Origin of the sequence: Idiomarina sp. UBA3176 (assembly GCF_002364295.1) — a bacterium.
Classification (GTDB): Bacteria; Pseudomonadota; Gammaproteobacteria; order Enterobacterales; family Alteromonadaceae; genus Idiomarina; species Idiomarina loihiensis.
The window spans coordinates 39,824-49,920 of record NZ_DEXU01000008.1; the positions used below are offsets into that span (position 1 = coordinate 39,824).

Below are 10,097 nucleotides of genomic sequence, written 5' to 3' on the forward strand. Positions count from 1 at the left end.
CACGTAGGCTGCAGTTATTACTAGTCAATTTGCGGTTAAGCAATGTTGCGAAAATTACTCTTTAATCGCAAAGCTGCCTTGCATAATTGCTGAGTGGCCAGGGAAGGTGCAGAAGAATTTATAATCTGTATCTGCACTCATGCCTTCTGTAGAAAACGTCACTGACGTTTCTTCACCACCACCAATAACGTCGGTTGCAGCAATTACAGCATCAGAATCTGGTACATAGTTGTTATCCATACCCGCTGACATACCTTGTTGTACAACAGACTGCATATCACCAGCTTCACTCAGTACCCAGTTGTGACCCATGACTTTTTTATCCAGTTTACCTGTGTGATGTAAGGTTACTGTTACTTCGTCACAGCTAGCCGGTACGGACATCTCTTTTGTATCAAATCTCATGTTGTCATTGCCATCTATGGATAGCTCACATTCGTTAGCCTGCGCGGCGTTTGCGACAAACAACATAGAGCCTAGTAGTGCGGAAATTATGTAACGCATTGCAATACCTCTTCGGTTAGTATGAAATGATTCCTTTCTTATATACGTGATATCTCGCATTGAGATTACTTTAACGAGAATTTATATGACGAAACGTCCTTTTTCGCCGCAATCACTCCTTGCTCAGGGTGGTAGTCACTCTGACAACGAAAATGGAGTAATTATCCCTCCAGTATACACATCAACGACTTATCTGCGTGATGACGACAATCAATATCGCAGCGGACGGGTGTATTCAAGGGCTGACAATCCCACTTATCGTCCTGCCGAAAAGCTATTAGCAGAGTTAGAAAATGCGGCAGATGCACGCCTGTTCGCCTCGGGCATGGCTGCCGCTACCGCCGTTTTTCAGGCATTAAAACCCGGCGATAAGGTCATTGCGCCAAAAGTGATGTACTGGGCTTTGCGCAAATGGCTGCAAACTTTTGGCGTCGATAGCGGGCTGGATGTTCGGTTTGTGGATACCACCAATTTAAATGAATTACGCGACGCTATTGCTGAAAGACAACCTACGCTTATTTGGCTGGAAACGCCGGGTAACCCTCTGTGGACAGTAACTGATATTGCCGCCGTAGCTGATATGGCTCGCAATTGCGGATCTCTGCTTGCAATAGATTCCACAGTGGCAACCCCCCTGCTGACCAAGCCACTGGATCTTGGCGCCGATATTGTTATGCACTCCGCCACCAAATACCTTAACGGCCACTCAGATGTTATTTCCGGCGCACTGGCGGCTCGTGAAGATAACGCGTTCTGGCAACGCTTAGTGGCTATTCGAGCCCAGTCCGGAGCCGTACCGGGGCCACAAGACGCAGCACAACTCTTGCGTGGCATGCGCACGTTATTTTTAAGGGTACGGGAAAGTTGCCAAAGTGCCTTATATATTGCCGAGCAACTGGAGCAGCACCCACAGGTTATTGAAGTATTGTATCCCGGCCTGAAAAGTTTTGTCGGCCACGAGATAGCCGTTAAGCAAATGCAAGGCGGTTTCGGCGGTATGCTGTCTATTCGCTTAGCCGGTGGCGAAAAAGCTGCAATTGCCGTTGCCGCAAAAACTCAGCTCTGGCACCGCGCTACATCATTAGGCGGCGTAGAAAGTCTGATTGAGCATCGCGCCAGCATTGAAGGACCAGACACACCGGTACCGCTGGATTTATTGCGTTTATCGGTAGGCATTGAAAACGCCGATGACCTGCTGAACGATTTACAGCAGGCCATCGATTTAGCGCATTCTTAAATACTTACGCGCTTGTAGAAGCGATATTCCGGTTTCCAGAAATTGTTGTCGATGCGCTCACGCAGCGTGTCGTCATCAATTTCCAGCGCTAAACCTTCCTGCTGCGCCACTTTACCCACCGCAAAAGCAATGTCTTTGCTTAACTGAGTTAAGTCGTTAAAAGCTGGCAACAATGCTTCGCCTTTACCATTAGCGCTGGGTGACGCATTAGCCAGTGTCTTACTTGCTACACGCAGCATTTCATCGCTAACCCGTTCGGATTTAACCGCTAACACCCCAAGACCAATGCCCGGGAAGATATAGCTGTTGTTACACTGCGCTATTGGGTATATACGGCCGTCATACTCAACTTCACCAAAGGGGCTGCCGGTTGCGACAATAGCTTTACCCTCACTCCACTTCAGTACATCCGCCGGGTGCGCTTCCACATGTTTGGAGGGGTTGCTCAGTGGGAAAATAATGGGGCGATCAACATTTTTGGCCATAGTCGAAATAACTTGCTCGGTAAAGAGCCCCGCCTGACCAGACACACCAATTAAAATGTCAGGCTCAGCACAATGCATCACATCCAGCAGCGACGGATACTCACCGCTGTATTCCCAGGCGTTTAAATCATTGGTTTTCTGCGCCAGCGCCTGCTGGAAGTCACGCAGGCCATCCATGGTATCCATAACCAGACCAAAGCGATCGACCATAAAGATTTGTCTCTTCGCCTGCTCTTCCGTTAAACCTTCGGCGGTCATCTGAATCATAATCTGTTCTGCAATACCACAGCCCGCAGAGCCAGCACCAACAAACACCACCTTCTGTTCACTAAGCTTTTTACCTTTTTGGCGGCAAGCTGCCAGCAAGGTGCCCACCGTCACAGACGCTGTGCCCTGAATGTCGTCATTAAAGCAGCAGACTTCATCACGATAACGACGCAATAAAGGCATGGCGTTAGGTTGAGCGAAGTCCTCAAACTGCAGCATCACGCCCGGCCAGCGTCTGGTCACCGCTTTTATGAATTTGTCGAGGAATTCATCATACTCGTCCTGCTCAATGCGTTTATGGCGGGCTCCCATATACATTGGGTCTTCCAGAAGCTTTTCGTTATTGGTACCAACATCCAGCATTACCGGCAGCGTATACGCCGGGCTGATACCACCACAAGCGGTGTACAGCGACAGTTTTCCGATAGGAATGCCCATGCCGCCTATACCCTGGTCACCCAAGCCCAGAATGCGTTCGCCGTCGGTCACGACAATCACTTTCACTTTTTGCTTAGTGGCATTGCGCAGAATATCGTCTATCTGATCACGTTCAGAATAGGAAATAAACAAACCGCGTGAGCTCCGGTAAATGTCTGAGAATTTCTCGCAAGCATCACCCACGGTTGGGGTGTAGATAATCGGCATCATCTCTTCCAGATGATCCGTAAGCAAGCGATAGAACAGAGTTTCGTTATTGTCCTGAATAACGCGCAGATAAATGTGCTTGTTAATGGGCGTTTCAAAGCTCCGGTACTGCATGTAAGCCCGTTCAGCCTGCTCTTCAATGCTCTCATAACGAGGCGGCAACAAACCCGTCAGGTTAAACGCGGCACGCTCTTCCTTACTGAACGCACTGCCCTTGTTCAATAAAGGGGTTTCCAACAAATTAGGGCCAGAATACGGAATATAAAGCGGACGCTGCGTCTGCGGCATAAGTACAAACTCCTGAAAGCAAAAGTAATACGAATATCATAACATCAACATCACGCTAGTTGCTATTCCAGCTGGCTCAGAGCAGGGGAAGCAGGGCTGGTAGGTAATTCGGCTGAGATAACAGAACCCGGGCTTCAGGAGACGCTGCAAGTTCATCCATGAACGCTTGACGAAGGCCATGGAACTGATAAAACTCGCCGGATGAGTGCACCGACGGTTACTAAAGCTCTTACGGAGGTGTGCAGCGCCATGGATGGCGCTGCTCAAGCCCTACAGGGACGTACTTGCGGGCGGCCTCCGTAAGAGCCTTAGTAACCTCAGCACTCGTTCGGTGACGCTAGAGCTTCAGGCCCCAGCGGGTGGCGGTGCGTTTGACGGCGTCGACATTTTCGGTGGCAATGATGTGCAATGGTGTGCTTTCAAACTGGGCGCTTAAGTCCAGATGTTGCTTTAGCCATTCCAGCATGGCTTCGCCGGAATGAATGGTTTTAGCACCATTGAAGTAAGCTGAAATGCTCTCGGCAATTAGCGGAAAGTGTGTGCAACCCAGCAGCACGACATCAGGTTTTTCAAGCTGGCCAAAATAGTGCTTAAAGGTTTCCTTCAGAATTGGTCCATCGTAAAGCTCTTCTTCAACAATGGGCACAAACAACGGCGTGGCCATAGCGTTCACCTGCTTATAACCCAAAGCCTGTATCTGTTGCTGGTAAGCACCGGAGTTTATGGTCGAGCGCGTCGCTATAACCAACACCCTGGCGTTGGTATCAATATCCTGTAGTTGCTCCAAAGCCATTACACCGGGCTCCAGTACGCCGTACACCGGCTTATTGGAGAACTTCTGCATTTGCTCCAGAGCGGTCACACTCACGGTGTTGCAGGCCACCACCAGACAATCCACATCGGCACCGTTAAAAAACTCAACGGCTTCCAGCGCGTAGCGCGTAACGGTGTTGCTGTCCTTGCTACCATAAGGCACGCGGGCAGTGTCCCCGTAATACAGTAGCTCGCTGAAGCAACCACTTTGTTGCAACGACCGAGCTACGGTTAAACCACCCACACCGCTATCAAAAACTCCGACTTTCATGCCCGTCTATTCCTTTTCAATTTACTTTTCCAAATTCACGGTTTTAAGACGCAGCGCGTTGGTAATGACGAACACACTGGACAACGCCATGGCACCCGCTGCCAGCATGGGCGAAAGCAAAATACCGAAAAACGGATACAGCACGCCCGCAGCAACTGGAATTAACGCGGTATTATAAGCAAACGCCCAGAATAAATTCTGACGAATGTTGCGCATGGTGGCTTCAGACAAAGCAAAAGCCTGTTGCACAACGGTCAGGTTGTCAGACATTAGCACCACATCGGCGGATTCAATCGCCACATCCGTACCGGTGCCAATGGCAAAACCCACGTCGGCGGAGGCCAGTGCCGGTGCGTCGTTAATACCGTCCCCCACAAATATAACCTGACCCCATTGTTTTTTCAGGCGCTTAACCGCATCGACCTTGCCATCCGGTTTTACATTGGCAACCACTTCGTCAATACCCAGCTCTTTGGCAATACGTTTCGCAGTAGATTCAGCATCTCCTGTTACCATGGCGGTTTTCAGACCGTCGGCGTGCAGGCGCTTAATCAATTCTTTGGCGCTCGATTTAATCGGGTCGTCCTGAGTAAATATGGCCGCCAGCTTACCGTCTATTGCGACATAAATCGGGGTGCGTCCACTCTCTGACCATGCTTTAGCATCTGCAGGCTCAGCATCCAGCGCAATGTCGTTGTCCTGCATCAGCTCGCTGGTGCCAATGTAAAGCGTTTTACCATCCACTTTGCCGGTGGCACCCAAACCTGAAATAGCTTCAAAGCTCTCAGGCTCGCTGACTTTAATGTCCTGGTCTTTGGCATAATTCACCAAAGCTTCTGCTGTAGGATGCTCGGATTTAGCTTCAATCGAAGCCGCTAATGTCAGCACCTCTTTTTCGTCAAACTCGCTTAGGGTCATCCACTCGGTAATAGTCGGTTTGCCTTCGGTCAGCGTACCTGTTTTATCAAAGATAACGCCTTTAGACTGCTGTAACGCCTGCAAAGCACTGCCCTGACGGAATAACACGCCCATTTCCGCACCGCGGCCGGTACCCACCATAATTGAGGTTGGCGTCGCCAGTCCCATGGCACAAGGGCAGGCAATAATCAAAACCGCGACGGCATTAACCAGTGCAAAAGTAAGCGCTGACTCACTCGCCGCAAAGTACCACACCACAAAGGTCAGTAAGGCCGCCAGCATCACCGCTGGAACAAACCACAAGGTAATGCGGTTCACCGTGTCCTGAATCGGCAATTTACTGCCCTGCGCCTGCTCAACCATACGGATGATCTGCGCCAGCACGGTTCCCTCGCCGGTAGCCGTTACTTTAAAACGCAAAGTGCCTTTTTCGTTCAGCGTTCCTCCAACAACTTTGTCTTCTTTTTGCTTATGCACCGGCTCGGCTTCGCCGGTTATCATAGCCTCATTGACATAACTGTCGCCGGAAGACACTTCGCCATCCAGGGCAATACGTTCACCCGGACGTACTTCAATTTCATCGCCTTTACCCAGTTCAGCAATATCGACTTCGGTCACCTCACCGTCCCGCACCACACGTGCGGTTTTGCTTTGCAGACTCATCAGTCGCTGAATCGCGTCCGAGGTGTGGCTTTTAGCCCGTGCTTCCATGAAACGTCCAGCCAGAATCAGCGTGACAATAACGGCTGAAGCTTCAAAGTAAACGTTCACTGACTCACTTGGTAACCAGGTTGGGAAAACCGTTGCCACCACCGAATAGCCCCAGGCCGCCGTAGCGCCCAGTGCAACCAAAGAGTTCATATCCGGTGCGCCCCGGAATAGCGCAGGAACTCCCAATTTATAAAAGCGAGCGCCGGGAACCGCCAATACCAGGGTAGTAAGCACTAACTGTATCCACCAGCTGGTTTGTAAACCCAGTGAGTTATGTACCCACTCGGAAAACACCGGCAGCATATGGTTGCCCATGGCCAATATAAACACCGGCAACGTCAGCAAAGTCGAAAGCCATAACTGGCTTTTTAACGTACGCATTTCCTTTGCCTGTTGCTCACGCTGTTCGCGCATTTGCTTGTCGCGATCAATCACTTCATGGGCATCGTAGCCCGCATTTTTCACCGCCTGAACTAAATCGTTCACTGACAGCTTTTCAGAATAAGTCACTTCCGCACTATCCGACGCCAAATTTACCGACGCATCTTCAACGCCGTCTAAGCCATTTAATGCCTTGTCTACACGACTGGCGCACGAGCCACAGCTCATGCCTTCCACACTTAAACGAACCGAATTACTCATTACTGCCTCCGTCGGCTTCTGCCGGTTTAAGCCACAACAGCAGCCAGAAAACCACCAGTTGTGCCACGCCAATATAACGCTGTATCGCGCCGCGTACTTCTGCCAATTCGGGGTTAATCATTAGCACAAAACCTAAGGCGATAATTACCGACAAAAGAACAAAAGCACAGCGCACCGGCCAGGTGGTTTTCGGCGTAAAGGTCAGTAAAAGAGCACCCAGAGCAAAACCGAAGTAACTGACCATGCTAATAACATTATGTAATGCCTGTGAACTGGAACCATCCGTCGGACAGCCTAAATCGCAAGGTGCCAGTGCCGCACCGAGGTAAGCCACAGGGTAGAAAAATAGAAGACTCCAGCCAATATGGCTAATGCCTTTAACGCGTAAATGCGGACGCGCAGTTAGTAGTACACCGAAAGAAACCATCGCCAGTGGAATAAAACCGACCCAGCCAAACGCGCCAGCGGCAGTACTGCCAGTGGCATTAATTTCGCTTATATACTGGCTTACATGAGAAAAGTCGTCTTTTACCCAGGTGGCAACCAATTGCAGACCAACCCAAAATAAGGTCAGAATAATGAGTTGCGGCATAACGGGAGAGCTTTTCGTCGGTGTGTTTTCCATGTAGCCTCCTCGGCTGTATTAATGTGATAATCTTTCACTACAGTGTAAACCAAGATGGGAACAGATTGTGAATATTCAAGTGCTTGGCTGCAGCGGCGGACTCAGTGGCGACAATAAAGGCGGCTCCACCTGCATTCAGCTCAATCATAACATTCTGATTGACGCCGGCACCGGTCTGAATCAACTCAGTCTCGCGCAAATGCACCAGGTTAGGCATGTGTTTCTGACCCATTCGCATATGGATCACATTGCCGCTTTGCCCACGTTTTTAAGCAACCAATACGGAAGTGAGCACTTACCTGTTACGGTTTACGCACAGGCTCACACTCTGGAAAAGCTGAAGAATAACATTTTTAACGGCGATATCTGGCCTGAGCTCAGCAGCATGACCGAAGGGCCTGAAGCGATATTGCAGTTTAAAGAAATTCACCAGGGTCATAGCATCAAGCTGGATGGCCTGGAAATTAAAGCTTTTGCTGTAGAACATAGCGTGCCGACAGTGGGCTACAGCGTAAAAAATCAGGGCAAACACTTCGTTTTCGCCGCCGATACCATTGCCGGCAAACAGCTGACCGAACAGCTTAACCGCTTAGGCGACATCGACACCCTAATGCTGGAATGCGCCTTTCCCGACGAGTTACTGCATGTTGCAGAAAAAACCAAGCACATGACCCCGACTCTGCTGCAAAGCGCCCTGAATAGCCTGGAACAGCAACCCGCTGAGCTTTGGGTAACCCACTTAAAACCCAGTAACGAAAAAGACCTGCGCAAAACCTTAACAGCCAACCCACCACATAAAAATACGGTGGTGCTGTAGGATATCATTTCTGGCGTGAACGTCAGTCTACACATTTAGACGTACATTACGCGCCCGCACAGCAATATCATTTTCGATAGTTTTAATGAGGCCAACAGAAACCCCTAGAGCTTTAGCTTCGGTTTTGAAGTTTCGGATTTGTTGATAAATTTCATCCAGCATATGGTAAAGCGGCTTGCTGTTTGCAAAACCAGCCTGCCCGGCCATCTGCTCTAACGCGGTTTTATCCGGACAAGCTCCGTTACCGTTAAATGCTGTCATATGTTCGCCATAAGAAGACGGACTATAAACAATGTCGTAACACGGCGATAACCGCCATTCGTCCTTATCATTGGCGAGGAAACTAAAATTCTTCGAGTGATCATCCTCATTCACAGTCATATAATTAAATAATGCCCGCTTAACCAGTTTTTGCGCTTCATCAACGCCGCACATAAGTCGCGTAGCCTTAATTAAGTCCACGTAATCCAATGAAGGCTCCCGGAAGGAAGCATCAAGTAGACCTGAGGCTGACAGCATGTGGTAGCGACCGTTTTCAGAGCAATCAAACCGCGTCTGCTGCAACCAAAACTGACCGTTACCCGCGTCGATAAGCTCAAACTCAGGCACCTGAATTCCAACGTTTTTAGCCATAGTTAAATATAAGTACTCAACCAGGCTTTCTTCGTGCTTTAGTAAAAAACGTTCCGACGTCAGTTTCACAATCAGCTTTTGCCCTGTTGCGTTCGGATCAGTCGAGTACTGGCCATTGCTCAGTAAGGTCGCATTTAATTTCGGGCGCGCACCACCAGAGCCCCCGGCCGCCTGTAGGTGCTCAATAAGATCCGTTTCAGTACCTTCAAACTCTTTTATCGCTTCCTGACCCAGTTTCCGTAAGGCAATATCTTCACTGTTACCTTCCCTTAAGGGAGTTTTCGGCTCATAGGAAAGCGCCCCCAAACAATCCGAACTAATAACAGCCAGACGCTCCAATGCGGATATTCTCTGTGGGTTATAGCCATTTACTCGAAACACTCTGTCCATCAGATAAAGCCCCCAACCGTCAGGCAGGCTATCCGCAAACACACCGTGTAAGCCATAATGAGGTTGTCGTGGGGCTTTTTGAAGCTCAGTTATCGCTTTTAGATTGAAAGGTGACAAGGAGGTTTTGTGTTGGTTTAAATAGTCGTCGTGGTACTGAAAGTAAACGCCCGATTTATTTTCAGCCAGAGTGCCAACACCAACCCGCTTACCATCCGACAAAGTGCGTATTACCTGAAGAGGCGTATCAAGCATTTTTCAAAACCTCATCTATGGTTTTAGGGGCTTTTTCCTGCTCCAGAAATTCCCTGAGTTGGTTGAGTTCACCCAGAGCTTCGACCAGCATTAAAAACTGACGCAAAGAGATGTTTCCTGTGCGCTCAAACTTACGAACGGTCCCATAGGGCACACCTGATTTTGCAGACAAAGCTTCAACCGACAGCTTTTGCGCTTTTCGCAGCTGCTTAATATGCTCTTTAAGATCAAGCTGAGTATCGTATGCCGTGTTTAGGTTAAGCGTCATAATAGTAACAATTTAAGCGTATTTTAAGTATTAATTGTTACTATTGTAGCAGACCCCTTGAGCTAGCGCTATTCCTTATCTGATTTTCATATCAGGCGAGATATCCTGGATAGCAGGATAGCGAGCGCCCAACGGTTGCAGGGACTATTGATGAGGTGTGCGGCGCGAGCTGCAAGAGGCATCAAACCCGTGGGCTTTCTGCTGTAGGAGTGTCGAAGGCCATGGATGGCCTTCGTCTAGCCTTCAGGGATGAACTCGTAGCGTCTCCGTAAGCAGTAGCCTGACATTTATGTCAGGTGGGATATCGTTCCTGACGTAAACGTCATATATG

General features: G+C 49.3%; 9 protein-coding genes. 2 read left to right on the plus strand and 7 right to left on the minus strand.

The features are described from left to right. Positions 1–54: 54 nt before the first annotated feature. Complete coding sequence (azu, locus tag B2U97_RS04235; RefSeq protein ID WP_011233856.1) at positions 55–504, minus strand: azurin; 450 nt, start codon at positions 502–504, stop codon at positions 55–57. Between the two features lie 85 nt (positions 505–589). Between azu and B2U97_RS04240 the strand changes: the two genes are divergently transcribed. Next, complete coding sequence (locus B2U97_RS04240) at positions 590–1,741, plus strand: trans-sulfuration enzyme family protein (protein WP_011233855.1); 1,152 nt, start codon at positions 590–592, stop codon at positions 1,739–1,741. On the opposite strand, the gene B2U97_RS04245 is transcribed toward B2U97_RS04240, so the two are convergent. The 4 genes from B2U97_RS04245 to B2U97_RS04260 all read right to left on the minus strand — a co-directional run bounded on the left by B2U97_RS04245 (position 1,738) and on the right by B2U97_RS04260 (position 7,406). Next, a complete protein-coding gene (locus B2U97_RS04245) occupies positions 1,738–3,426 on the minus strand; it encodes an NAD-dependent malic enzyme (protein WP_034818345.1) in 1,689 nt (562 codons plus the stop codon). The genes B2U97_RS04240 and B2U97_RS04245 overlap by 4 nt on opposite strands. Positions 3,427–3,763: 337 nt before the next feature. Then, on the minus strand, positions 3,764–4,510 hold the full coding sequence (gene murI, locus B2U97_RS04250; protein WP_286823273.1) for a glutamate racemase: 747 nt from the start codon (positions 4,508–4,510) through the stop codon (positions 3,764–3,766). Between the two features lie 21 nt (positions 4,511–4,531). Further along, positions 4,532–6,781: a heavy metal translocating P-type ATPase gene (locus B2U97_RS04255; RefSeq protein WP_286823274.1), complete on the minus strand. Its 2,250-nt coding sequence runs from the start codon at positions 6,779–6,781 to the stop codon at positions 4,532–4,534. Continuing rightward, positions 6,774–7,406: a DUF998 domain-containing protein gene (locus tag B2U97_RS04260; RefSeq protein WP_011233851.1), complete on the minus strand. Its 633-nt coding sequence runs from the start codon at positions 7,404–7,406 to the stop codon at positions 6,774–6,776. Before B2U97_RS04260 ends, B2U97_RS04255 begins: the two co-directional genes overlap by 8 nt. A gap of 67 nt (positions 7,407–7,473) precedes the next feature. Between B2U97_RS04260 and B2U97_RS04265 the strand changes: the two genes are divergently transcribed. Then, entirely contained in the window at positions 7,474–8,223 is a 750-nt protein-coding gene (locus tag B2U97_RS04265; RefSeq protein ID WP_286823275.1) for a 3',5'-cyclic-nucleotide phosphodiesterase, read from the plus strand. Positions 8,224–8,250: 27 nt separating this feature from the next. Here the strand turns inward: B2U97_RS04265 and B2U97_RS04270 are convergent, their stop codons facing one another. Beyond that, positions 8,251–9,498 (minus strand): type II toxin-antitoxin system HipA family toxin, encoded by a 1,248-nt coding sequence (locus tag B2U97_RS04270; RefSeq protein ID WP_034818350.1) that lies wholly within the window; start codon positions 9,496–9,498, stop codon positions 8,251–8,253. Continuing rightward, positions 9,491–9,766 carry a helix-turn-helix domain-containing protein gene (locus B2U97_RS04275; RefSeq protein WP_034818351.1) on the minus strand — a complete coding sequence of 92 codons (276 nt, stop codon included), beginning with the start codon at positions 9,764–9,766 and terminating at the stop codon, positions 9,491–9,493. The genes B2U97_RS04270 and B2U97_RS04275 overlap by 8 nt, the downstream gene beginning before the upstream one ends. Positions 9,767–10,097: the final 331 nt, after the last annotated feature.